The sequence below is a fragment of the Telluria sp. ZB4P36 genome, from assembly GCF_059685865.1.
Genome location: NZ_JCASIE010000005.1, coordinates 131,387 through 155,671, shown reverse-complemented (window position 1 = coordinate 155,671; position 24,285 = coordinate 131,387). Strand labels below are relative to the sequence as shown.

Annotated in this window: 17 protein-coding genes; 6 read left to right on the top strand and 11 right to left on the bottom strand. The window is 68.6% G+C overall.

The genetic code is table 11. From position 1 onward, the window contains the following. Positions 1-349 precede the first annotated feature (349 nt). Positions 350-2,221: a glycoside hydrolase family 13 protein gene (locus AC56LK_RS09965; RefSeq protein WP_497184395.1), complete on the top strand. Its 1,872-nt coding sequence runs from the start codon at positions 350-352 to the stop codon at positions 2,219-2,221. Next, a complete protein-coding gene (locus AC56LK_RS09960) occupies positions 2,218-5,109 on the top strand; it encodes an MGH1-like glycoside hydrolase domain-containing protein (protein ID WP_497184394.1) in 2,892 nt (963 codons plus the stop codon). The genes AC56LK_RS09965 and AC56LK_RS09960 overlap by 4 nt, the downstream gene beginning before the upstream one ends. A 2-nt stretch (positions 5,110-5,111) precedes the next feature. Here AC56LK_RS09960 and AC56LK_RS09955 read toward each other — a convergent pair whose 3' ends face one another. The 4 genes from AC56LK_RS09955 to AC56LK_RS09940 all read right to left on the bottom strand — a co-directional run bounded on the left by AC56LK_RS09955 (position 5,112) and on the right by AC56LK_RS09940 (position 8,609). Continuing rightward, positions 5,112-6,137 (bottom strand): diacylglycerol/lipid kinase family protein, encoded by a 1,026-nt coding sequence (locus AC56LK_RS09955; protein WP_497184393.1) that lies wholly within the window; start codon positions 6,135-6,137, stop codon positions 5,112-5,114. Positions 6,138-6,168: 31 nt separating this feature from the next. Next, positions 6,169-6,690, bottom strand: a complete 522-nt coding sequence (locus AC56LK_RS09950) for a GNAT family N-acetyltransferase (RefSeq protein ID WP_497184392.1) — start codon at positions 6,688-6,690, stop codon at positions 6,169-6,171. Beyond that, positions 6,687-7,214: a GNAT family N-acetyltransferase gene (locus AC56LK_RS09945; protein ID WP_497184391.1), complete on the bottom strand. Its 528-nt coding sequence runs from the start codon at positions 7,212-7,214 to the stop codon at positions 6,687-6,689. Before AC56LK_RS09945 ends, AC56LK_RS09950 begins: the two co-directional genes overlap by 4 nt. Before the next feature lie 108 nt (positions 7,215-7,322). After that, positions 7,323-8,609 carry an amidohydrolase family protein gene (locus tag AC56LK_RS09940; protein WP_497184390.1) on the bottom strand — a complete coding sequence of 429 codons (1,287 nt, stop codon included), beginning with the start codon at positions 8,607-8,609 and terminating at the stop codon, positions 7,323-7,325. Between the two features lie 199 nt (positions 8,610-8,808). Between AC56LK_RS09940 and AC56LK_RS09935 the strand changes: the two genes are divergently transcribed. The 3 genes from AC56LK_RS09935 to AC56LK_RS09925 all read left to right on the top strand — a co-directional run bounded on the left by AC56LK_RS09935 (position 8,809) and on the right by AC56LK_RS09925 (position 13,135). Then, on the top strand, positions 8,809-9,483 hold the full coding sequence (locus AC56LK_RS09935; RefSeq protein ID WP_497184389.1) for a phasin family protein: 675 nt from the start codon (positions 8,809-8,811) through the stop codon (positions 9,481-9,483). Between the two features lie 120 nt (positions 9,484-9,603). Further along, a complete protein-coding gene (locus AC56LK_RS09930) occupies positions 9,604-11,355 on the top strand; it encodes an ABC transporter ATP-binding protein (protein ID WP_497184388.1) in 1,752 nt (583 codons plus the stop codon). A 22-nt stretch (positions 11,356-11,377) separates the two neighbouring features. Then, positions 11,378-13,135: an ABC transporter ATP-binding protein gene (locus AC56LK_RS09925; protein ID WP_497184474.1), complete on the top strand. Its 1,758-nt coding sequence runs from the start codon at positions 11,378-11,380 to the stop codon at positions 13,133-13,135. A 1-nt stretch (position 13,136) separates the two neighbouring features. Here AC56LK_RS09925 and AC56LK_RS09920 read toward each other — a convergent pair whose 3' ends face one another. From AC56LK_RS09920 to AC56LK_RS09905, 4 genes are all read right to left on the bottom strand, one after another. After that, positions 13,137-13,931 carry a hypothetical protein gene (locus tag AC56LK_RS09920; RefSeq protein ID WP_497184387.1) on the bottom strand — a complete coding sequence of 265 codons (795 nt, stop codon included), beginning with the start codon at positions 13,929-13,931 and terminating at the stop codon, positions 13,137-13,139. A gap of 12 nt (positions 13,932-13,943) precedes the next feature. Continuing rightward, a complete protein-coding gene (locus tag AC56LK_RS09915) occupies positions 13,944-14,696 on the bottom strand; it encodes a DUF2243 domain-containing protein (protein ID WP_497184386.1) in 753 nt (250 codons plus the stop codon). Positions 14,697-14,780: 84 nt separating this feature from the next. Continuing rightward, a complete protein-coding gene (locus tag AC56LK_RS09910; protein ID WP_497184385.1) occupies positions 14,781-16,331 on the bottom strand; it encodes a hypothetical protein in 1,551 nt (516 codons plus the stop codon). After that, positions 16,331-17,200 (bottom strand): ABC transporter ATP-binding protein, encoded by an 870-nt coding sequence (locus tag AC56LK_RS09905; protein ID WP_497184384.1) that lies wholly within the window; start codon positions 17,198-17,200, stop codon positions 16,331-16,333. Before AC56LK_RS09905 ends, AC56LK_RS09910 begins: the two co-directional genes overlap by 1 nt. A gap of 239 nt (positions 17,201-17,439) precedes the next feature. Here AC56LK_RS09905 and AC56LK_RS09900 point away from each other — a divergent pair, with 239 nt between their 5' ends. Next, positions 17,440-19,476, top strand: a complete 2,037-nt coding sequence (locus AC56LK_RS09900) for a GGDEF domain-containing protein (RefSeq protein ID WP_497184383.1) — start codon at positions 17,440-17,442, stop codon at positions 19,474-19,476. Between the two features lie 9 nt (positions 19,477-19,485). Here the strand turns inward: AC56LK_RS09900 and AC56LK_RS09895 are convergent, their stop codons facing one another. The 3 genes from AC56LK_RS09895 to AC56LK_RS09885 all read right to left on the bottom strand — a co-directional run bounded on the left by AC56LK_RS09895 (position 19,486) and on the right by AC56LK_RS09885 (position 24,283). Then, positions 19,486-19,782, bottom strand: coding sequence for a hypothetical protein (locus tag AC56LK_RS09895; protein ID WP_497184382.1), 297 nt, complete (start codon positions 19,780-19,782; stop codon positions 19,486-19,488). Positions 19,783-19,856: 74 nt separating this feature from the next. After that, on the bottom strand, positions 19,857-20,621 hold the full coding sequence (locus AC56LK_RS09890) for a hypothetical protein (protein ID WP_497184381.1): 765 nt from the start codon (positions 20,619-20,621) through the stop codon (positions 19,857-19,859). An 8-nt stretch (positions 20,622-20,629) separates the two neighbouring features. Further along, on the bottom strand, positions 20,630-24,283 hold the full coding sequence (locus AC56LK_RS09885; RefSeq protein ID WP_497184380.1) for a tubulin-like doman-containing protein: 3,654 nt from the start codon (positions 24,281-24,283) through the stop codon (positions 20,630-20,632). Positions 24,284-24,285: the final 2 nt, after the last annotated feature.

Genomic DNA, 24,285 nt, shown 5'->3' with positions numbered 1-24,285 from the left:
TTTGGGCTACAGGATCCGATACAGACGTCTGTAGTCGGACTACAAACGCCCATCGATGTTGCATAATTGACTCAAAATGCACCAACTTGGTGCATCAAGTTGGCCAGCCCGTCCTTATAGACGAATAGATGCACCACAGAAATGGAAATCTTCAACAGAACGACCTGTACTTTGACTAGATATTTGAGCGGCAATCCGTTTGTCCGCAATGGCCGATCCATAGTATTCTCGCTGCAACTCAACCAAGCACGGCATTCTCTTTGTACCAGGAGTCATACCGCGTCTGTAGTCTGACTACGTAAAAGCGCCGAGTGTGGCCACCGGGAACAAGGAAACGCCCGATATCCCCATGAGACACGTCCTCGCCAGCATCCTGATCGGCAGCGCCGCCCTGCTCCCGCTTGCCGCCCACGCCCAGCCCCCTGCCATTGCCCACATGGAACCGCCTTTCTGGTGGACCGGCATGCAGCACCAGGGCCTGCAGCTGATGGTGCATGGCGAGCGCATCGCCGACCTGGAGCCAAGCCTGGCCTACCCCGGCGTGCGCATCGTCTCGGTCACGCGGGTACCCGGCAGGAATTACCTGTTCATCGACCTGGAGATCGGCGCGCAAGCGCGGCCGGGCAAGTTCGACATCGCCTTCAAGGGTGCCGGCCGCCAGGCCAGTTACACCTACCAGTTGCTGGCGCGCGCGCCCGGCTCGGCGCAGCGGATCGGCTTCAACGGCAGCGACGCGATCTACCAGGTGATGCCGGACCGCTTCGCCAACGGCAATCCGGACAACGACAGCACCCCGGACACGCTGGAAAAGGCCAACCGCGCCAACGGCTCGGGGCGCCACGGCGGCGACATCCAGGGCATCATCGACCGCCTCGACTACATCAAGGGCATGGGCTTCACCCAGCTGTGGCCGACGCCGCTGGTCGTGAACGACATGCCGGCCTACTCCTACCACGGCTATGCCGCCACCGACCACTACCGCATCGACCCGCGCTACGGCAGCAACGAGGACTTCCGCCGCCTGTCGCTCGAGGCGAAGAAGCGCGGCATCGGCCTGATCCAGGACGTGGTACTGTCGCACATCGGCAGCGGTCACTGGTGGATGAAGGACTTGCCGACCCCGGACTGGGTCAACTATGGCAAGTTCGTGCCGACCCAGCACCACCGCACCGCCGTGCAGGACCCCTACGCCTCGAAGGAAGACGCCGACAACTTCACGCGCGGCTGGTTCGTCGAGAGCATGCCCGACCTGAACCAGTCCAACCCGCTGGTCGCGAACTACCTCATCCAGAACAACATCTGGTGGATCGAGTACGCCGGCCTGTCGGGGCTGCGCATCGACACCTTCGGCTATTCGGACGGCGCCTTCCTGTCCGCGTACACGCAGCGCCTGATGGCCGAATACCCGAAGCTGAACATGGTGGGCGAGGAATGGAGCAAGCTGGTCCCGGTCGTCGCGCGCTGGCAGCGCGGCAAGGACAACTTCGACGGCTACCGCGCCTCCACCCCGAGCCTGATGGACTTTCCGCTGGCCGAGGCCATGCGCACGGCGCTGGCCGCCAGGGAAGGCCATAACGTCTTCGGCGACGTGTACGAGACCCTCTCGCTCGACTACCTGTACCCGGAACCGACCAATCTGGTGCTGTTCTCGGACAACCACGACATGTCGCGCATCTGGAGCGTGGTGGGCGAAGACTTCGACCGCTACCGCATGGCCCAGGTGTTCCTGATGACGATGCCGCGCATCCCGCAGTTCTACGTGGGCGACGAAATCCTGATGACCAGCGCGACCAAGGAACGCAACGACGTCAGCTACCGCAGCGACTTCCCGGGCGGCTGGGCCGGCGACAAGGTCGATGCCTTCGCCGGCAAGGGTCTCACGGGCCAGCAGCGCGCCGCGCAGGAGCTGGTGCGCAAGCTGGCCAACTGGCGCAAGGGCCAGCCGGTGATCCACCACGGGAAGCTGATGCACTACGGACCGCGCGACAACACCTGGGTCTATTTCCGCTATTTCGATAACCAGCGCGACAAGAAGAAGGTGCTGGTCGCCTTCAACAACAACCCGAAGGAGATGGTGCTGGAGACTCAGCGCTTCCGCGAGATGCTGGCTGGCGTCGCCGGCGGCACCGATGTCCTGAGCGGCAGGCGCTTCGACCTCACCAGGGAATTGCGGCTGCCGGCGAAGGCCAGCCTGATCCTCGAACTGGACGCCGCGCGATGAAGCGCTCCCTGCTGGCGGCCGCCGCCCTCCTCGCCTGCCTGTCCGCATCGGCCCAGGATAGGGAACTGTACATCCGCGGCGCCTTCAACGGCTGGGGCACCGACAATGCCCTGGTCCACAAGGGCAGGGGCGTGTATGAAGCCGACATCCTGGTCAGCCCCGGCAACCATGCCTTCAAGGTGGGCAGCCGCGACTGGGCCGAGGAATGGGTGCTTGATGCCAACCAGAGCGTGACGGTGGCGCCGGACACGCCCTACCGCCTGGCGACCCAGGCCGGTCCGGAAGACTACCTGTTCGTGCGCCGCACCGGCAGCTACCGTTTCACGGTGGATGCTTCCGATCCGGCCGCGCCGAGCCTGCGCATCGTGCGCCTCGAGACGCCGCAGGCGGCCGCCGCGCCCGATCCGCATGCGGGACGCAAGGCCGTCGCCGCGCTCGCCTGGCCGACCTGGGACGGCAAGCAGGAAACGGTCCGCATCTCGTCGCCGGACGCGATGGCGCCGCTGCGCACGTACACGCACTCGACCACCCTGAGCCTGCGCGACCCGGGGCCCCAGCACAGCGACTACCGCGAGGACGCCGGCCTGCCGCGCATCCGGACCGGCAACCTGGCCTATGACGCGCTGTTCGCGCTGGCCGGCGCCGAGATGCGCCTCGATTCGGTCAGCCATATCCGCGACGGCAATTACAAGGGCGGCGCCGCGATTCCCTGCGAGTGTTTCGCCACCGGCGAGAAGTGGCATTACGTCTGGACCCGCGACCTGTCGTATGCGGCCGACCTGGGCCTGGCCCTGCTCGACCCGCAGCGGGTGCGTAACTCGCTCGACTTCAAGCTGTCCGGCTGGCGCAAGGGCATCCCGATTGCTCCGCCGGTGGCGGGGACGGCGGATGGCCTGCAGATCGTGCAGGACACCGGCAGCGGCGGCAGCTGGCCGGTCAGCACCGACCGCGTCACCTGGGCCTTCGCAGCCGAGGAAACCCTGCGTACCCTGCCCGCGCTTGAGCGCGCCCCCTTCGCCCGGCGCGCGCTAACGGCGCTGACGAACACCATCGAGAACGACCGCATCGCAGCCTTCGACGCGAAGACCGGCCTGTACATGGGCGAACAGTCCTTCCTCGACTGGCGCGACCAGAGCTATGCCGCGTGGATCCCGAGCGAGCTGGCCTCGATGTCGACCTCGAAGTCGCTGTCGACCAACGTCGGCCATTACCAGGCCTTGCGCCTGGCCGCGCAACTGGCGCGCGAGCACGGCGACACGTCCCGCGGCAAGCGCTACGACCATTGGGCGGCGGCGCTCAAGCGCGCCATCAACCGCGAACTGTGGCTGCCCGATGCCGGCATGTACAGCAGCCTGACCGCCGGCCACCTCGACGGCGCACCGCTGCACAAGTTCGACTGGCTCGGCCAGTCGCTCGCCATCCTCAGCGGCATCGCCGGCGAGGAGCGCGCGCGCTCGATCCTGGCGCGCTATCCGCACGGGCCGATGGCTGCGCCCGTGATCTGGCCGCAGCAGCCGGACATGCCGGTCTACCACAACCGCGCGCTGTGGCCCTTCGTGACGGCCTATGGCCTGCGTGCCGCCACGCAGAGCGGGAACGTGGCGGTGGCCGATGCGGCCTACGATTCGCTGCTGCGCGGCGCCGCGCTGAACATGTCGAACATGGAGAACCTCGAGTGGCTGTCCGGCCAGCCGCTGCTGCTCGACGAACGCCATCCGAAGCTGATCGGGCCGGTGATCAATTCGCGCCGCCAGCTATGGTCGGTCGGCGCCTACCTCGGGATGGTGGTGGGCGAGGTGTTCGGGGTGTCGGTGCGGGACGACGGCATCGCCCTGCGTCCTTTCGTAACCGCCAGGCTGCGGCGCGAGATGTTCGGCGCCGGCAGCGAGGTCTCCCTGCACGACCTGCGCCTGCACGGCAAGCGCATCGACCTGCGCCTGCGCCTGCCCGCCGTGAGCCATGACAACGGCTATTACGCGGTCGAGCGCGTGCTCCTGAACGGCAAGCCGGCCGGGCAGACGCTGCGCCTGGCGCAGCTGAAGGCCGACAACCAGGTCGAGATCGTGCTCGGCAAGCTGCTGCCCGGGCAGCAGGACATCCGGCGCGTATCCGACGATCCCTATGCCGCCGACGGCGCCACCTTCGGTCCGCGCGAGCCGGCCATCACGGCATTGCAGCGCGATGCCGAGGGCGTCACGCTGCAGATCGCCGGCAGCGGCAAGGAGCAGGACCTGAGCTACAGCGTCTACCGCGACGGCAAGCGCGTGGCCGATGGCGTACAGGCCGGGACCTGGGCCGACCGCGCGGGCAGCGCCTTCGCCTGCTATGCGGTCGAAGCACGCTTCGGTGCGACGGGAAACCGCAGCCACCACAGCGCGCCGCGCTGCGCCGATGCCGGCATCGAGGTCGCCGTCACCGATCCGCGCACGGTCTCCAACATCAAGCCCAGCCCGCCGAATGCGCGCTTCGCCGCGTCCCACCTGGCCGGCTGGGGCCAGCCCGGCGACCGCTACACGGTCGAGCGCATCGCGGTGCCGGCGGCCGGCAGCTACCAGGTCCAGCTGCGCTACCACAATGCCGCCAACCAGGTGAACCTGGGCATCAGCGGTGGGGTGAAATGGCTGGCCGTAAAGGATGGGCGCGGCCGGGTCGTGGCCCAGGGCGTCGTGGGGTTGCCGCATGCGCCGCTGGCGAAGGCGGATACCCCGACCGTGTATTCGACGCCGCTTGCGGCGCGCCTGGAGCGCGGGTCCTACCGCATCGAGATGAGCGACTTCTACAATATGAGCTATCTCGACAGCAACAGCAGCTTCAGCGCGGCCGGCGGGCTGGCCGGACCGTCCAACCGTTTCGATATCTACGGAGTACGCCTGCTGCGTACCAACTGAGTTCAGGCAGCCTCGGTATCGCCCGGGACCGGCCGCGCTTCCTTGCGCGACGGCCCCTGGGCCATCAGGAGCAGGCGCCCTTCCAGCACGCGGAATTCCAGCGGCATGGTCACCGTCGCCACTTCGCCGTCGGCCGCCACCTTCATGCGCTTGCGGCCGTACACCGAGGGCGTGCGCACCAGCAGGCGTTTGAAGGCGAAGGCTTCCACCTCGTCATCGTCGCCCAGCCGTCCCAGCATGCCGCGCACGAGCAGGCGCAGCAGGCCGAGCTTGCCCATCGGCCTGGGCGCGATGCCGACCAGCTGCCCCTCTTCCACCGCCTCGATCAGGCCGTCGCGCATGCCGACCTGCTCCAGCTGCAGGCGGTTATTTCCTATGAACAAAGTCGTGGTGCGTAGGCGGCGTTCCTTGCCGTCGAGTTCGAGCGTGATGCGCAGGTGACGGTGCGGCCGCAGCGCGATCTTGATTGCAGAAAAGAAGGCGACGACGCGGCTGCGGCCATACTGGCGCTTGTCCTCTTCGCGCGCTTCCAGCATCTTCGGGTAGAGCCCGACGCTGGCGTTGACGAGGAAGATCTTGTTGTTGAGCAAGCCCACCTGCACCGGCTGCACCTTCGCGCGCAGCAGGGCATAGACGGCCTCTTCCAGGTCTTCGGGAATGCCGTGGGTGCGGCCGAAATAGTTGAACGTTCCTTGCGGCAAGACACCGAAGGGACAGCCGGCCAGCACCGCTTCGTGGGCGACCGTGTTGATGGTGCCGTCGCCGCCCGCCGCCACCAGGATGCCGCCGCTGCCGGCGGCGCGCGCCGCCAGGTCATGCGCTTTTGCGGCCAGCTCGGCCGGATCGTCGACCAGCTCCAGGTGGCAGCTGCGCCCGGCGGCCGCCAGCACGGTTTCGATGGTCGAGCGCCGCAGCGCCGTTTCGGAGTGGCCCGATCCGGCGTTGAGGACAATATAGAACGGTGCGTCGGGGCTCGGCTCGGTGGTCGGCATCGATGGCGTGCTCGGTTGGTGGATCAGCGACGCCATCCTACCACCACCGGCGCGGCGCCACGGTGCGCTAGCACTCGCGGGACAGGGTCATGCCGTAGAGGTTGAGCGCGGGTTCGTCCGCCACCAGGGAGCGCCTGCCTTCGAAACCCATTCCCAGCCTGAGCAGCAGCCCGATCGAGGACGCGTTGCCCGGCGTGGTGATGGCCACCAGCCGCGGGATGCCGAGCGTGCGCGCATGCGCCACCACGGCCTGGGCGGCTTCGAAGGCATAGCCCTGCCCGCGATGGCGCGCCAGGAAGGCGTAGCCGATATCGACGTCCTCGAGGGTATCGCGCTTGATCAGGCCGGACAGGCCGACCGCTACCCCACCCTCGAGCAGCTCCACCATGTACATCGAGTGGCCGCGCGTGCGCTGCATCGCCACCGGGCCGTCCTCGATCGATTTGACGGCGTCGTCGAGGGTGCGCACGCCGCGGTCGCCGATATGTTCGATGAAGGCCGGGTCGTTGAGGATCTCGAGGTAGACGGCGGCGTCGCGCGCATCGACCAGGCGCAGGCGCAGGCGATCGGTACGGGCCACCTCCGTCATGCGTCCACCGTCGGCCAGTGATCCGGGTCTTGCAGCAGTTGGTACATGACGTAGGCGTCGACGTAGCCGAGGCGCTTGTGGCGGTAGGCCTTGGGCAGGGTGCCGACGATCGAGAAACCGAGTCTCTTCCACATCCGGATGGCGGCGGTATTGGTGCTCACGACGTAGTTGAACTGCATGGCAAGAAATTGCAGGCGGCGCGCCTCGGCCAGGCTGTGCTCGCCGAGCAGGCGCCCCACTCCGGCGCCCTGGGCCGAAGGGCTGACCATGTAGGAAGCGTTGGCCACGTGGTGCCCGCGCCCGACCTGGTTCGGCACCAGGCGGTACATGCCGAGCACGCGCTCGCCGCTGGAGGTCGCGACGAAGCTCGACACCTCGGGCCCGAGCCAGTAGGCATGGCCCGCCTCGCGCGAGATTGCGGTGGTGAACGGATAGGTTTCGCCGGCGGCGACGTGGGCGCAGAAGATGCTCCACATCGCATCGAAATCGTGCTCGCCGGCGCGGCGGATCTGGATGTCTTTCACGGCAGTCGGAGGGCGTTGCTGAACTTGAAAGCGTTCTATTCTAGCCTCAAACTGGACAAGATTTCACGTATCGTGCCGCCCTTTTTGTCGGCATTGTCATTCCGCCTACTAAGCACCTACAGCAGGCGGCATCCTGAAATCGGTGCCGGCCGGCCGCCCCGGCAGGTGCAGGGTCACCCGCGCCGACGGCGCCTCGGCCACCACGGCGCCGCGCCGCACCACCAGCCTGCGCGGGGCGCGCAGGCGGATCGCTTCCACCGTGGAGCCGGCGTCCAGCAGCACCAGGTCGGCATGGCAGCCCGGCGCCAGCCCGTAGCCTTCGAGGCCCAGGATGCGCGCCGGGGTCTCGGTCACCGCCAGGAAGCACTGGTGCATCGCCTCCACGCCCGTCATCTGGGCCACGTGCAATCCCATGTGCGCCACCTCCAGCATGTCGCCCGAGCCCATGCCGTACCAGGGGTCGAGCACGCAGTCGTGGCCGAAGGCGACGTCGACGCCGGCCGCGAGCAGCTCCGGCACGCGGGTCATGCCGCGCCGTTTCGGGTAGCTGTCGTGGCGGCCCTGCAGCGTGATGTTGATCAGGGGGTTGGCGATGGCGGCGACGCCGCTCTCGGCGATCAGGGGCAGCAGCTTGCTCACATAATAGTTGTCCATCGAGTGCATCGAGGTCAGGTGCGAGCCGGCCACCAGGCCCTGCAGGCCGAGGCGCTGGGTCTGCGCCGCCAGGGTCTCGATGTGGCGCGACATCGGGTCGTCGGTCTCGTCGCAGTGCATGTCCACGCGCCGGTCGTGTTGCGCCGCGAACTCGCACAGCAGGCGGATCGATTCGGCGCCATCCGCCATGGTGCGTTCGAAGTGGGGGATGCCGCCGACCACGTCGACGCCCATCGCAATGGCGCGCTTCAGGTTGTCGAAGGCGCCGGGACTGCGCAGCAGGCCGTCCTGGGGGAAGGCGACCAGCTGCAGGTCGAGGTAGGGCGCCACCTGCTTGCGCACGTCCAGCAGCGCCTCGACCGCCAGCAGGCGGTCGTCGCAGATGTCGACGTGGGTACGGATCGCCAGCAGCCCGCGCGCCACCGCCCAGTCGCAATAGCGCAGCGCGCGCTCGACCAGCGCATCCTGGGCCAGCTGGGGCTTGAGCTCTCCCCACAGGCGGATTCCTTCCAGCAGGGTGCCGCTGCGGTTCACGCGCGGCAGGCCGTAGCTGAGGGTCGAATCCATGTGGAAGTGCGCGTCCACGAAGGGTGGACTCACCAGGTCGCCCTCGGCGTCGATCTCGCGCGCGCCCTGCGCAGCCAGCCGCTTTTCCACGGCGGCGATGCGGCCGCCGCTGATGCCGATGTCGATGCCGCGGCTGCCGTCGGGCAGGGTGGCATTGCGAATCACGAGATCCATGCGCGCTCCTCCTATTGTCTGGCTGATTGTAACCATTTCCTGCCGGATTGCACGGCCAAGCAAAATCCACGATGACCTGTGATGCTGCAACGCAATATTTCAGCTCTACAAGGACAAAATAAGTAGTTGGCAACACGCGCCTTTCATGGATACACTAGTGATATTGCAGTGCGCCATAAATGACTGACAAGGAAACCTCATGACTTCACTCAGCGACCAGTTTTCCGCAGTACGCAAGGCCCAGTTCGAAGCACAGTTCGATTTCTTCAATTCCATGACCACCCAGGCGTTCGAGAGCGCCAGCCGCGTGGCCGCCCTCAACCTGGCGGTATCGCGCGACGCGGTCCAGCGTTCGCTCGGCACCGGTTTCGCACTGCTGAACGCGCGCGATCCGCGCGACGTCTTCACCCTCGGCGGCCAGGCCGAAGAGCAGGTGCGTCACCTGTTCGACTATGGCCGTGAACTGCTCGGCATCGCCAGCGGCGTGCGCCCCTATGCCGCGCTTCCGCAGGCACTCGCGCAGGCGCGGCAGCAGGCCATCGAGACCGTCGAGGTGGTCGAGCATGCAGCCGAGGCTGCCGCAGAAGCCCTGCCTGAACCGGTAGCGGAAGCTGCCGTGAGCGCGGAGCCTGCCGCGGCTGTCGCCGCCGACGCCGAACCCGTCGTCCTGGCCGAGCCGGCGCCTGAGCCGCTGGCCGCCGTGACCGAACCCGCGCCCGCCGCCGAGCCGACGGCCATCGCCAAGGCCGCCGGCAAGGGCACGCCCTACGCCGCCGTGGCCCCGCACCCGGACGCCGCTCCGGTGGCCGCCGCGGACAGCGTCGAACTGCCGAAGGTCGAGATCGCACGCCCGTCTTCCAAACGGAGGAAGTAAGCGCTCTCTGCCGGGTGCGCACGAGCATCCGATTGGCAAAGCGACTACACTAGCGGGCTTCGGCCCGCTAGTCGTTTCTGGACGCAAAAATCGGGCCGCAAAGATCTCCAAGGAAACTGTATGAGTCTTGCAAGCCTGATCGGCGGGTTCGTCCGCCGGCATTGGCCCGCCTATGTCTCGTCGGCCTTCATGCTGGCCGGCGTCGCCATCTGCACGGTATTGATTCCGCGCAAGGTTGGCGCCCTGATCGACGGCCTGGCGGCGCACAGCCTGGACCAGCGCGCGCTGCTGCTCGGCCTGGCCCAGCTGCTCGGCCTCGGGGTCGCCATCTACGTGCTGCGCGTGGGCTGGCGCATCCGCCTGTATTCGGCCGCCTACAACCTCGGCGTCGAGCTGCGCACCCGCCTGTACGCGCGCCTGTCGAGCCAGGGGCCGGCCTTCTACCAGCGCCAGCGCACCGGCGACCTGATGGCCCTGGCCACCAACGACATCGACGCCATCGAGATGGCGGCCGGCGAAGCCATGCTGGCCGGTTTCGACGGCACCCTCACCCTGGTCATGGTGCTGGGCATCATGACGCTCGGCGTCGACCCGCGCCTGGCCGGGATCGCCCTGCTGCCCTTCCCGCTGATGGCCTTCGCGTTCTGGCGCATCTCGAGCCAGGTCCACACGGCCGAAGCCGATGCGCTGAAGCGTTTCTCGGCCCTCAACGACCACGTGCAGGAATCCCTGTCCGGCGTGCGCACCCTGCGTGCGCTCGGCCTGGAAGCGCGCAGCAGCGCCCAGTTCAGCGAACTGGCGGGCAATGCGGCCGCCGCCAGCCTCAGCGCCCAGCGCTGGGAAGCCGCCTACGAACCCGCGGTCGGCCTGACCCTGACCGCCGCCACCGGCCTGACCCTGGGCCTGGGCGGCTACCTGGTCTGGAACAATGAGCTGACGGTCGGCGCCCTGACCAGCTTCTCGATGTACCTGGGCCAGCTGATCTGGCCGATGTTCGCGGCCGGCTGGGTGCTGTCGCTGATCGAACGCGGACGCGCGGGCCTGGCGCGCCTGCAGCCGCTGCTCGATGCTCCCTTGAGCGTCGAGGACAAGGGCAGGCTGGACGCGGTCGGGCGCGGCCCGCTGGTGCTGGACCGGGTCGGCTACGCCTACCAGGATGCCGAGCGGCCGGCGCTGAGCGAGGTCTCGGTGCGCCTGGAGCCGGGCCAGACCCTGGGCCTGGTCGGCCCCACCGGCGCCGGCAAGTCGACCCTGCTGCGCGTGCTGCTGCGCCAGGCCACGCCGCAGCAGGGGACGGTCGCCTGGGCCGGCCACCCGATCGAGCACTACCGGCTGGAAGCCCTGCGCGGGGCCATGAGCTGGGTACCGCAGGAATCCTTCCTGTTCTCGGCGACCATCGCGGAGAACATCGCGCTGGCGCGTCCGGGCGCCTCGCGTGCGGAGATCGAAGGGGCGGCGCGGATGGCCTCGATCCACGACGACATCCTGCGCTTCCCGCAGGGCTACGACACGCCGGTGGGCGAGAAAGGCATCACGCTCTCGGGCGGCCAGCGCCAGCGCGTCGCCATCGCGCGCGCCCTGCTGGCCGACAGCGCACTGCTGCTGCTCGACGACGCCCTGTCGGCGGTGGACACCGGCACCGAAACCCGCATCCTCGAACACCTCGAGGAATTGCGTGCAGCGCGCCCCGAACGCGCCGCCATCATCGCCAGCCACCGCCTGTCGAGCGTGGCCGGCGCCGACCGCATCGTGGTGCTGCGCGACGGCCGCATCACCGAATCCGGCACCCACGACGAATTGCTGCTGCTGGACGGCTGGTATGCCAGCCAGTGGCGCTACCAGCAACTGGAGGCCAGCATTGACGCCGACTGAACCCAAACTCGACACCAAGGATATGCGCACCCAGGCCAGGCAGGCGGCCGGCCTGCTGCGCCGCGCCGCCGCCCCGGAGAAGCGTCACTTATATTGGGCCACGTTCTGGCTCGCCATCGCCGCCGGCCTCGAAGTGCTCGGCCCCTTGCTGGGCAAGGCGCTGATCGACGACCACCTGTTGACCCGCAATCTGGACTGGACCCGCATGTCGCTGCTGCTCGGCGGCCTGGTGGTCACCGGCTGGGCCTCGTCCTGGATCCGCTACCTGCAGCTGATCCGCCTCTCGGGCCTGGCGATGCGTTCGGTGCGACGCCTGCGCGAATGGGTCTACGGCCATGTGCTGCGCCTGCCGATGGCCTTCTTCGATCGCGCCATCACCGGCCAGCTGGTCAGCCGCGTGACCAACGACACCGAGGCCGTCAAGACCCTCTATATCCAGGTGCTGTTCGTGATGCTCGACTCGAGCATCGTGCTGGTCGGGACGCTGGCGGCGATGGCCTGGCTCGACTGGCGCCTGATGCTGGTGGTGCTGGCCCTGGTGCCGGCGGTGGTCGGCATCGTCTGGCTCTACCAGCGCCTGTCGGCGCCGGCCGTGACGCGCGCCCGCGCCCTGCGCAGCGACATCAACGGCCAGATGGCCGAATCGATCGGCGGCATGAGCGTCCTCCAGGCCAGCAACGCCCAGCTGCGCTTCGGCGAGCGCTTCCTGCACACCAACCGCGCGCACCGCAAGGCGCGCCTGGCCGAGCTGAAGGCGAATGCCTTCCTGCTGCGCCCTGCCCTGGACCTGCTCAACGTGGTGCTGCTGACCATCGTGATCTATGGCTTCGGCCAGCGCCCGATGAACGCCGTCGAAGTGGGCGTGCTGTACGCCTTCATCAGCTATATCGCGCGCGTGGTCGAACCCCTGATCCAGATCACCATGCAGTTCAGCGGCCTGCAGCAGGCGGTGGTGGCCACGGCGCGCGTCTCCAGCCTGCTCGACGAGACCGGCGCGGCCGAACATGCCCTTGGGCGCGTGGGCAACGAGGCGGCCTTCGATCCGCAGGCGCCGGCGGTGCGCGTGCGCGGCCTGAACTTCGCCTACGTGGCAGGCCAGCGCGTGCTGCACGACCTGTCGCTCGACATTCCGCAAGGCGCCTTCTTCGGCATCGTCGGCCACACCGGCAGCGGCAAGTCCACCCTGCTCTCGCTGCTGCTGCGCTACTACACGGCGGACGAGGGCAGCATCGAGATCGGCGGCCTCCCGCTGGCCTCGATCGGCAACGAGCGCTTCCGCAACGAAGTAGGCCTGGTGCCGCAGGATCCCTTCATCCTGGCCGCGACGGCGCGCGAGAACATCGACATGGGTCGCGGGCTGCCGCTCGATCGCATCGAGGCGGCAGCCCGCGCCGCGCACGCGCACGGCTTCATCGCGGCGCTGGAACAGGGCTACGAGACCCAGCTGGGCGAAGGCGGCTCGCGCCTGTCCTCGGGCCAGAAACAGCTGGTGGCGATCGCGCGCGCACTGGCGGGCGAGCCGCGCATCCTGCTGCTGGACGAAGCGACCTCGCGCATCGACAGCGCCACCGAGCAGATCGTGCAGGAAGCGCTGGAGGAATTGCGCGGCAAGGTGACCATCATCGCGATCGCGCACCGCCTGTCGACCATCCGCGCGGCCGACCGCATCATCGTGCTGAACCACGGCCGCATCAGCGAGGCCGGTTCGCACGAGGAGCTGATGCGGATCGAGGGCGGTTTGTACCAGCGCCTCTACCTGCTGCAGCAGATCGCGGTCTAGCTTAACCCTGCCGGCGCCGGATGTCGTTCACGACCTGGGTGGCGAGCCGGTCGAGCGCCGCGAAATGCGGGCCCAGGCCCTGCTGCAGGGCCGCCGGGACGCTGTCGGCGCCCAGGCGGCAGGCGACCAGCGCGGCGCCGAAGGGAATGCCGCGTGCGGTCGAGTCCTGTTCGTCGCGCACCGGCGCGCGTTCCTGGATGACCGGGACGACGAGGGAAGCGATGACCTCGGGATTGCCCTGCTCGAAGGAGACCAGCAGCATCCGCATCCGGCCTTCCGGACCATCGGCGGCCAGGTAGTCGAACATGCTGCCCAATAGCGGGTCGGTGGCCAGGTCCAGGTGCCTGGCCGCGTGGAGCTCGCGTTCGGCATCCGCCAGTCCTTCGGGAGTGAAGTCGCAGCGCCGCTGCAGTTCCCCGGCGGCTGCGCGGCGCGGGGCCGGCAGGTCGGACCTTGTTTTTTCCAGGGCGCGGCGGCAGGTCTCGAGGACGTTCGTCGCATAGAAATAGGCACCGTCACCGGGCTTGCGCATAGCCTCGTAGAAGAATACGCGCAGGCTCCGGGCGTTTACCAGTTTCGCGTGCATGTCGCGCCAGGATGGCGCCGGGTGCTGTTCGACGGCCGGCGCTGTGGCGGCAGTGTGGGCCGCCGGCAATGGCGTCGCGGCCGGCGGTGACACCGGGCCCGGCGCGGGCACGGCCAGCTTGACAGGTGCCGGGGAAGGCATGGTCCATACCACGACGCCGGCCAGCACTGCACTCAGCACGGCGCCAATGGCGATCTCACGAATCCGCATGTCGGCATCTTATCAGGCCCTGCTCCAGTTGAAGCAAGCCGCCGGCACCCCTGCCCCGCTCACCAGCAGCGCGCCATGCCGGTAGAAGCCCCAGCGCCGCTCCTCGGGCACGGCCACCACGACCACGCCCATCGCGCGGTCGCTCCAGACCAGGCGCGCGTCGAGGGCGTCGAGGGCCGCGAACACCTCGCGCGGACCGGCGCCGGGCTGGAACACCACGGTGGCGAAGCCGGTCTGCGCCGGTGGAACCAGGGCCCAGGCACCGGCGCCGGAGGTGACGGCCGCCAGCGCCAGCATCGCCGCGCCGCCCTGCAGGCCCGGACCGCCGCCCTTGCGCCGCAGGCGCAGGCCGAGCGCCAGCGGCAGCAGGCCGAACAGCGCCAGCCACAGCAGGTCCCACAGCAGCGGCGCCTCGCTGTCGATGCGGATACGGTGGATCCCGAGCAGCCAGTGCGAGAGCACGGCGTCGACCAGGTGCCAGAGGCCGAAGCCGAGCAGCACCGCGCCCGCCAGCGGCCAGCCCCACTGTCCCGCGCCGCGCCGGTGCAAGCGCCACAGGCCGGCCAGGCCGGCCAGCGCGATCAGGTACATCAGCGCATGGAACCAGCCGTCCCACAGCACCTGCAGGCGCAGGTCATCGATGCCAGGCACCAGGCTGAGCAGATGGTGCCATTGCAGGATCTGGTGCAGCAGGATGCCGTCGAAGAAACCGCCCAGCGCGAAACCGAGTACGGCGCCCCAGCGCGCCCACGGTGTGTTCCACATCGCCTTCCTCCCGAGCAGGACATGACCTGGCCGAGTATAGCCAAGCCGCCATGCCGGCCGACGCACCATTCGTCATGGAAGGCGCTAGCTGCGCCGGCTCCAGGCGGTGCCCGCCGCTACCGCCGCCAGGCCGGCCGCGAGGAAGCCGGCGGCCGTCTGCAGCGTGGCGTCGCCGTGGAAGCCGACCACGTCCATCATCGCCATGCCCTTGGCCTGGATCATCACGTAGAAGCCGAACAGGAACAGGCCGAGGAACAGCCGCGGCGTGCGGCTCAGTTGTCCGAACAGCGCGGCGCAGCCGGACAGGCCCACGATGCCGGCCAGCAGCGCGAACGCGCGCACCGGCTCGTCGAGGCTCCAGCGCAGCCCGACGCTTCCCATGAACAGCAGGCCGAGCAGCAGTGCGGCCGCCCACTGGCGCAGGAAGCGGCGCCGGATTCCGCCCGGCACGGCGGCGCTCAGGCCGTCGCAGCCGGCGCTGGTGTCGCGGGTGCTGCTGTCGCTGCACAGGATGCCCCAGAAGGCCAGCGCCCCCGCCAGCAGGCCGGGCAGGACACTTGCCGGCAGCAGCAGGCCGCCGGCCAGGCAGGCGGCGAGCGCCAGGATCGCGCTGGGCGCCGACATCAGCACCAGGCCGGCGTCGGCCAGCACCTGGCCCGCCGGCCCCGGCAGGCGCGCGGCCAGCCGCATCAGGGGCTGCACGGTCCGCGCCAGCGGACGCAGCCAGCCGTTGAGCAGCGCCAGCGGCGAGCGCCGCTGGCGCGCCTTGCCGGCCTTGACGCGGTCCGGCGAAAAGCGGTGGAACAGCAACACGGCCGGCAGCAACGGCAGCAGGGCCAGCCCGCAGGAGAGCATGCGCTCGCGCGCCATGGCCCCGCTCCACAGCCATTGCGGCAGTTCGACCGGGGGCAGCGCGGCCTTGAAGGGCATCATGCCGACGCCCATGGCCGCCGTGTCGGCATGGTGGCGCAGGCCCATGATCGCATTCGACATGCCGGTGAAATCGACCAGGGTGAGCCAGGCCGGCGCTCCGCCCTCCTCCACCGCCCCCCCGACCGACAGCTGCGCCACCCAGATCATGAAATACAGGATGTCGCCGCCCTTGCCCATCAGCGGGCTCCAGCTGTCACACAGCACCGCGCAGCTGGCGGCGAAGAAGGCCATCGGCAGCAACAGCAGCGCGTAGGTCTGCAGGTAGACCAGGGGCTGCAGCGGGCCGTCGCCGCGCAGCAGGTGGCAGGCGAAGGTGGTCAGCATGAAGGCGCAGAGCAGCAGCACCAGCCAGGCAGCGGCACCCAGCCAGCGGCTGGCGACCAGCAGGACGTCGCCTGCCGGCGTGGCGCCGATCACGCCGCCGATCCCGCTGCGCAGGTCTTCGCCGGTGCGCCCGCGCGCCAGGTAGAAGCCGGCGAGGCTGAACAGGAGGCTGGCCATGGTGGCGCTGCCGACCGCCAGCGCGGAACTGGTGTACAGCACCCGCGCGTCGTTCAGCACGATCAGGGTCCGGCCGGTGGACACGTCCTCGATCATGGCCCAGGTGAGCGCCACCACGGCCAGCACCGCCACCAGGGTGGACAGGCGGCGCAGGCGCAGCCGCACTTCGCTGCCGGCCAGATGGAATAGCGGATGCGCCATCATGCCGCCTCCGCCGGCAGGGCATAGCGCTGCGCCATCAGGGCTTCTTCCAGGCTCGGGTCGGCCTCGCGCGCGCCCAGGCAGGGCAGCTCGGGGTGCGCGATACGCAGCAGCATGCGGCCGTCCTGGCGCTGGGCCTGCAGCACGTGCACGCGTTCGCGCAGCGCCGCACAATCTGCTTCGAGCACGCTGACGCTCCAGACCTGGCCACGGGCGCGGCGCAGCACCGCGTCCGGCGTCTCGTGCGCAACCAGCCGCCCCGCCCGCATGATCGCCAGTTCGGTCGCGATGCTCTCCACGTCGGACACGATGTGGGTCGACAGGATCACCAGCTTGCCCAGCCCGAGCTCCGCCAGCAGGTTACGGAAGCGCAGCCGTTCTTCCGGGTCGAGCCCGGCGGTCGGTTCGTCCACCACCAGGATGTCGGGATCGTTCAGCAGCGCCTGGGCGATGCCGAGGCGGCGCTTCATGCCGCCCGAGAACGAGGCGGCCGGCCGCTGCGCCTGCTCGTGCAGGTTGACCAGTGCCAGCAGCCGGCGGATGCGGGCCGCGTCGCGCACGCCCTTCAGGGCCGCGAAGTACTGCATGAATTCGAGCGCGCTGAGGTTGGGGTAGACGCCGAAATCCTGGGGCAGGTAGCCCAGGCGGCGTCGGATCGCGTCGGGCTTGCGCACGATGTCGATGCCGTCGAACAAGATCTGGCCTGCGCTGGGACGCGCCAGGGTGGCGATCATTCCCATCAGGGTCGACTTGCCGGCGCCGTTGTGGCCGATCAGGCCGACCACGCCCTGGCCCAGCGACAGCGTCACGTCGTCCACCGCCTTCAGGTCCTTGCCGAATTGTTTGCTTACCGCGCGCAGTTCCAGCATGTCTTCCCCCTCGTGTTGTTGTTGGGTCCGACTATAGGAAAGGGCTGGCGCCGGCTCCAGCGCTTTGCGACAAGCGGTCAATAAAAGGGGATGAACGCGGGGGACGAAGCCTTCGCTTGCCCCTGAACCGATGTGTCATTTTAGTGACAATTGAAGAGAATTCTAATTTCTCTTGTGCAACAGGCATATAATCGATCGACATCAACGGAATGATTTCGCCAGCGTTCAGACACCTTCCCATGGTCTCTATCCACCCCCGCCTCCCAGCGCTCGCCCGGTGCCTCGCACTCGCCGCGGCGCTCTGCCTTGCCCCGGTGGCGGCGGCCGAGGGGACGACGCCCCTGGCCAGGCGGCTGGCGGAAATCCGTGAACTCAACAAGTATGTTCCTGAACGCGCCCTGCCGGTCCTGCTCGCGATGGAGCGGGAAGGGCGGGCCGCAGCGCTGCCGGAGCGCATCGAATTCCTCAACCAGCTGTCGCACGGCTACGACGGCCTCGGCAAGCTCGCGGAAGCCGGCGCCGTCGCCGACGAGCTGGTGGCTATCGGACGCAGCCAGAACAACAAGGTGGCGCTAGCCAAGGGGCTGCTGCGCAAGGCCTACATGGCCTACCGCCGCTCGGAACTGGCGACCTCGCACCAGTTGGCCTGGGAAGCCGAGCGGCTGGCCTACGCCACGGACGACATCGACCTGCAGGTGCGCGCGACGATCTCGTCGGGCGATTCCTTTACCGAAGAAGGCAATTTCCCCAAGGCGCTCGAGCGCCTGCAGGCGGCCGCCGCGCTGGCGCGCAAGCACGGCGACCCGACCCAGATCGTCATGTCGCTGAATGCCCTGATCGGCCTCTACGAGCAGATGCGCGAGTACGACAAGGGCTTCGAAGCACTGGCCGAAGCCATCGAGGCGGTCCAAAAAACGAATTCGCCGGGACGCGTATCGACCCTCAAGCACGCCGAATACGGCCTGGCGGCCGCCACCGGCCAGTACCAGCGCGGCCTGAAGGCCCTGCTCGAGAGCCTGGCGATCGAGCGCTCGCTCGGCGCCCACGCGACCGCCGCCTATTCGCTGGTGAACCTGTCGGATTGCTACCTCAAGCTGCGCGACTACCGCAATGCCGCGCTGTATGCCGAGCAGACCGTCACGGCGGCGCGTGCGCTGAACGACGCCGGACTGGAGGCGACCGCGCGCCTGAACCTTGGGCAGGCCTATCTCGCCACCGGCCGCCTGGCCGAGGGCAAGCGCCATATCGAAGCCGGCATGACGGCCTACGAAAACCTGGGCGACCAGCCGGAGCTGCAGGCGGTACTGGTCGAATACGGCCAGGCGCTCGAACGCGCCGGCGACCTGCCGGGCGCGCTGCGCGCCTACCACCGCGAACGCAAGATTTCGAATGCGCTGTTCGAGAAGCGCCGCCAGCGCGCGGTGCTCGACCTGCAGGAAAAGTACGAGACCGAGAAGAAGCAGCGCCAGATCGAGCTGCTGCGCAGCGAAAACGAAGTCCACCTCCTGCAGCAGCGCGTCTGGTGGCTGCTGGCGGCAGTCTTCGGCCTGGCCTCGGTGGTGGTCGGCCTCCTGTACCGCAAGGTGCGCCAGGCCAACGCCAAACTCTTCGAAAAGAACAGGGAACTCAAGCAGCAGAGCGTGCTCGACCCGCTGACCGGGCTGTACAACCGCCGCCACTTCCTGGAGTACATGCGCGCGATGCCCGAGCCCGGCCTGCAGGCGGCCGCCGCCGAGCAGTGCGGCGCCCTCTTCCTGCTGGACGTCGACCACTTCAAGCACATCAACGATACCTGGGGCCATGCGGCCGGCGACGCGGTGCTGACCGCCATTTCCGCCAGCCTGCGCGAGATCCTGCGCGAGACCGACATGATCGTGCGCTGGGGCGGCGAGGAATTCCTGGCCTTCCTTCCCAGTATTCCGCGCGCGGGCCTGGACGAAGTCGCGCAGCGCATCCTGGCCGGCATCTCGGCGGTGCGGATCGCGCACGGCGGCCACAGCCTGACGGTGAACGTGTCGATCGGCTTCGCGCCCTTCCCGCTGTGCTGCGGCGGGCAGCTACTGCCGTGGGAACGCGCGGTCAATATGGTGGACATGGCGCTGTACCTGGCCAAGGCGCATGGCCGCAACCGGGCCTACGGGGTGCAGGGCTTCGGCGATCCGGCCCAGGTCTGCGTGGAAGAGATCGAACAGAACCTGGAACGCGCATGGCGCGCGGGGCAGGTGAAGCTGTCCGTGGTGCCGGGAAGCCCGCAGGAGTTGCGGGCCAGCGCCTGAGGTGTCGGATTAATCCGCCGCGTCCTGGATCTTCTCCCCGGCATCTTCCACTTTCTCGCCGACCTTTTCGGTGGCCTTCTCCAGGCCGTGCCTGGCATCCTTGGTCGCATCCTTGATCTTCTCGCGCGCTTCCTCGGCGGCGCGGTCGGCCTTGGCCAGCTCGTTGTCCACCTGGCGGCTGACCTTTGCGCCGGCGTCGTCCAGCGCCTTGCCGGCGCGCTGGGCCGGTCCCATCGCTTCTTCTTCACGGCTGCAGCCTGCCAGCGCGGCAAGCAGCAGCAGCGTGCCCAACATGCTCGTTTTCATGTCCGCCTCCTGGCTGTCTGCTTGCCGACCAGCATACACCCGCGCCGGAAAACGCGGCTGACGCTTGACCCCGTTCATTCGCCCCGGGTCGGGTCGGCCAGCGGATGTTCGCGCTCGTCGTTGATCTCCAGCTTCAGCGCGCGGGTCTGCTCGTCCTCGCCCCAGCGCCTGGTGAACACGGCCAGCCGGGCCAGCGCCTTGTCGTAGGTGCGCGCCCGGCGCAGCTTCTGGACCGCGCCGGTGGTCTCGCGCCAGGCCCTGGCGCGCTGCTCGGCGCGGGTGCAGTCGGCCGCCGCCTTGTTCAGCGAAGCTTGCACCTGACGCAGCTGCTCGGGGGTGGCGCGGGTATCGCGCAGGGCGATCAGTTCGTCCTGCGCTTGCTTGGCCTTGCATTCGACGGCCAGGGCCACGGCGCGCTCCATGCGCCGCTCGATCCGGGTGCCTTCGGGACGCACGGTCATCCAGATGAGCCACAACGCGACCAGCGCGGCGATCCACCAGCGCAGCCGTATCGGCGCGCGGCGCGGCGGTGGCGCCGGCGATGGGCCAGACGCGGCGCCGCGGCCGACGCCCGGCGGCGGCGGGATGCCGGGCTCGCGTTGTTGCTGCGCTTGTTGCTGCGCTTGTGGCGGCGACTGTGGCGGCGACTGTGGCGGCGACTGTGGCGGCGACTGCGGCGGCGCCGGCTCCACAGGCGGCTTGGCCAGCACCGGCGGCACGGCAGCCGGCTGCACGGCCTGCTGGGCCGTGCCGCACCAGGGACAGAAATTCACCCGCCTCGGCATCAGGCGCCCGCAGTGCGGGCCGATGCAGCGGTAGACCGCGTCGTCTTGCACCATGCCGTCCTTCATTCGGGGTCAGGGACGCCGTCGCCGGCACCGCCCGGCGCATCGTCGGGATCCGGGATCGCATCGCCCAGCACCGCCGCCAGCTCGGGCAAGGCGCCGACCGTGCTCCATTTGTCGAGCTTCGGGTTCCAGGCCATGTTCCAGGCGCGCGTTGCGGCATCGATCTCGCCGCGCGCCGCCTGGCGGGCGATCTCGTCGATCGTGAACGGGCCGCGCTGGGCGCCCTGCACGAACAGCTTGTAGCGCGGCTGAACCACCTGCACCGGCGCTTTTGCCGGCTCAACGCCGCCGGCTGGGCGGCGCTGCAGCACCGCGGCGGCGCGCTCGTCGCTGGCCAGGACCTCGGGCAGGATCACGCGCTTGTCCACCGGCCGCTCGACTTCCCAGCTGTAGGCGTCGCCGGCGGAATCCGGGACCGCCTCGGTCCAGCCCTGGATGCCCGCCAGCGCGGTCTCGATCTGGCTTGGGGACAGGGTCGGGTCGAGCGCGGCGGCGCGGCGGATCCAGCCGTCGTACAGGCGCCGCGCGGTGATGTTCGGCAGCGAGGGCGAAGGCAGCTGGGCCCCGGTCTCGTCGACTTCCAGGCGCGGTTCGTATACGCGCAGCTGGTAGTAGCGCATCAGGGCCGCCAGCAGCACCAGCTGGTGCGGTCCCACGTTCGCCAGGCGGTGCCGCACCGCGCCGATCACGCCATCGCGGTAATACGGCGGCAAGCCGTTCGAGCGGATCGCATACTCGTTGCCGATCTGGAGCCACTCGCCCGATCCCGGCTCGACTTCGAACAAGTACTGGCCGCGCGGCTGGAAGCTGGCCTCGCGGTCGCCCAGGTCGGCCTTGCGGCGGATGACGCCGAGCGCGATCGCCTGCAGGAACCATTCGTAGTCGTCGGCCAGGCGGTTCAGTTCATCCATCGAGGGCGACAGCGGATGGCGGAAGCGGGTGGCGTCGAAATGCAGGTGGGTCGGGATCTTCGGGTTCTCGATCTGGTACGAGGCGCGCCAGGTCGGCAGGCCGCGCAGCACGGTCATCGGGTAGCCCGACAGCTCGATGTAGCAGACCGCCTTGCCGGCGATGCCGGTGTTGACCACCGAGAGCAGCTCGCCGTGGAAGTAACCGGTCGGCACCGCGGCGCGCAGCTCCGCTTCCATCCTGCGCCAGGCGCCGACGTCGCCGACGCCGATGAAGCACTTGAACTGGTCGGCATTCGGCGTGAACTCGGCCGAGAAGCGTGCGTTCACCCAGGGCATGGCGCTGCGGATCCATTCGGCGAACACGCGCTGGCGCTCCTGCGGCGTCATCGAGGACAGGCGCTCCAGCAGCGGATCGACCGGCTCCGGCTGCTCCAGCTCCTGGCTTGATAGCTGCAGCTGGGCGCGGCGGAACAGCTTGAGCAGCAGGTCGGCGCGCAGGCGCTCGTCGCCCAGTTGCGGGAACAGGCGCGCCGAGCCGCCGAACTCCAGCAGCACTTCCTCGCTCCAGGCGCTGACGTCGCCGGTGAGGCGCACCGGCGGCGGCAGCACGTCGCTGGCCAGCTTGATGTAGGTGGCGTGCTCCTGGCGCGCATCGGCGCGCAGCTGGCCGATGCGCTGGTCGGCCGCCACCAGCATCGCCTGCACCATGCGCCGCCCTTCCTGGAATTCGCCGGCGATGCCGCTCCACTGGGCATTCCCGTGTTCGTCGGTGGACTGCGGCTCGCCCAGCCAGGCCGACATGTTGCGCATCACTTCGATCGACTGGCCGGCCGCCACCGCCAGCAGGTGGAAGCGCAGGTAGTCGGCGATGTCGCGCTTGAGATGGTTCATCACTTCGCGCGCCTGCGGCTCCTTGCCGAACATGCGGCCGGCGGCCTGCGACAGGTTGTTCAGCGATTCCTCCACCTGGCGGGTGCGCAGCGCGTCGCGGATGTCGCGGTAGCGGCGGCCGTTGCGCTCGGCGTTGGCCAGGTCGCGCTGCGACAGGCGCGCCTTGACCTGCTCCAGCAGCGACAAGACGAATTCCAGGCCGCCCTGCTTGCGGTCGTCGAGCAGCGCGTACAGGCGCTCGCGCACCCGGGTCTTCAGGCGTCCTGTCAATTCTCCCGTGTGGCGCTTGATGCGGTCTTCGCTGGTCTCGGCGGTGGCGCCGGCTTCGCGGATGGCGTCGCGCTCGAGCTGCGGCAGCAGCTCGGCCACCTTCTCGCGCCACTGGCGGATGTCGTAGGACGCCATCAGGCGGTCGACCTCGAGCTGCACCTTGCTCTCGACGCGCTCCAGCAGCGAGCGGCCGTCCTTGTCGAGCAGGAGGGTGTTGGTCAGCGCGTATTCCGGGAAGGGCGTGAGGTCCACCGTCCCCTTGCGGAAGTCCGGGAAAGTGTCGAAGGGGCGCTCGGCCATCTCCATGTGCTCGCGCATGAAGCTGTCGCGTTCGGCGTCGCCGGCACGGCGTGCCGCCATGCCATCGGTCCCGACCAGGCCGAAGAAGGCCTTCACCATCAGCCCGGCCAGCTCATAGGCGCGGATATCGTCGCGCAGGCTCTGCTGGGTGTCGAGCACGGCCTGGCCGAAGGCAGAATAGACCTTGGAATACGACAGGCGCATGTCGCCGAAGCGCTGCTCCGGCACGCGCGGGTTGTAGGGTCCCAGCTTGTGCTGCTGCTGGTTGACCGCGACCGAGCGCTTGCGGTTGGCGAAATCGGCCGAGGCGAAATCTTCGAACAGGGTGTCGGCCACCATCTGGTACACGTCCTTGACGTCGAGCGTGGCCTTGTTGGCGAGGTTGGCGGTGTCGACGAAGTAGACGTCGTCGAAGGGCGCGCCGCGTCCCTGGATGCTGTCCGGGTCCATCCAGTGGACTTGCGCGTTCATGTCGCGCATCGCCGTTTCCAGTTCCATCAGCGTGGCGTAGGCATTGGCCTCGGTGCGTTCCTTGTTGGCCTTGGCGAAGCCGCCCGGCATCAGGAGCACCAGGTCGACCTGGCTGTCCGAGACTTCCTGGCGCGCGATCGCTTTCGACAGCCAGCCCAGGTCCAGCACGCTGCCGGCGCCGGTGCCGCCCGCACATGAGGCGATGACGACGATGCGGAACTTCGAGGTATCGACCTGCAGGCCGAGACGCTGGTAGTTCTCCTTGCGCTCGATGCCCGCATTACTGCTCAGGAAGTTCAGCGCGCCCTTGATGCGGCCGCGCAGCTTGGGGTATTTGTCGTACAGGTAGAGCCGCGCCAGCGCGCGGATCTGCCCTGCCCCTTTCGAGGGATCGATGCCGAGCGAGCGCAGTTTTTTCGGACGCAGCGGCATCCAGCTTTCGATCAACGGGAAGCGCGCCAGGCTGTCGTCGGATTCGTGATACTGCGGCAGGTCGAGCGGCTCGACCAGGCGCTCTTCGTCGGTCAGCTTGACCAGTTCGTACCAGGGGTCGGTGCGCTGCGACTTGCCCTCGTCGATGACGGCATTGTTGTCGAGGTCGAAGTGCAGGAAGCGCGCCACCGGGAAGTCGGCGATCGACTCGACCCGGGTCGGATTGTGCCGGTTCCAGACCGCCGACAGGATGCGGCGGCGGATGCGCATCATCACTTCCATGCCGGTGCCGCCGGCGCCGATGAACAGGGTCGGACGCAGGTCGACTTTTAATTCTGCCTTGGCGTTCACGGCTGCGGGATTGGGGAAATCTGCCATAT